Source organism: Natrialba sp. PRR66 (genome assembly GCF_034808065.1).
Lineage (GTDB): Archaea > Halobacteriota > Halobacteria > Halobacteriales > Natrialbaceae > Natrialba > Natrialba aegyptia.
On record NZ_JAXHGN010000063.1, the window covers coordinates 1 to 279 of the forward strand.

Consider the following 279-nt stretch of genomic DNA (forward strand, 5'->3'; position numbering starts at 1 on the left):
GGTCAACCTAAAAAATGTGCTACTGACACAGATTCGTTCCGGACGCATCAGCGATACAGCGGAGGGTGAGCAATGAGAACCGAACAGTCGAACGCCCGACTGCGTGAGAGTCAGCGCAACCGCGAATCAAGCGCCCGAACGTATCCTCGGTCGTTACCGTTCGCGATCTCCCGCGCTCGAGGCCTGGAAATCGTAGACGCTGACGGAAACGAGTATCTCGACTGCCTTGCCGGTGCGGGCACGCTCGCTCTCGGGCACAACCACCCGAAGGTGACGCGC

The 279-nt window shown here is 59.9% G+C and carries 1 protein-coding gene; it reads left to right on the forward strand.

What is annotated here, in order from left to right; all coding sequences use genetic code 11:
• Positions 1 to 72 precede the first annotated feature (72 nt).
• Positions 73 to 279, forward strand: a 207-nt coding sequence (locus SM755_RS23490; RefSeq protein WP_323174813.1) for an aminotransferase class III-fold pyridoxal phosphate-dependent enzyme, incomplete at its 3' end; no start/stop codon positions are given.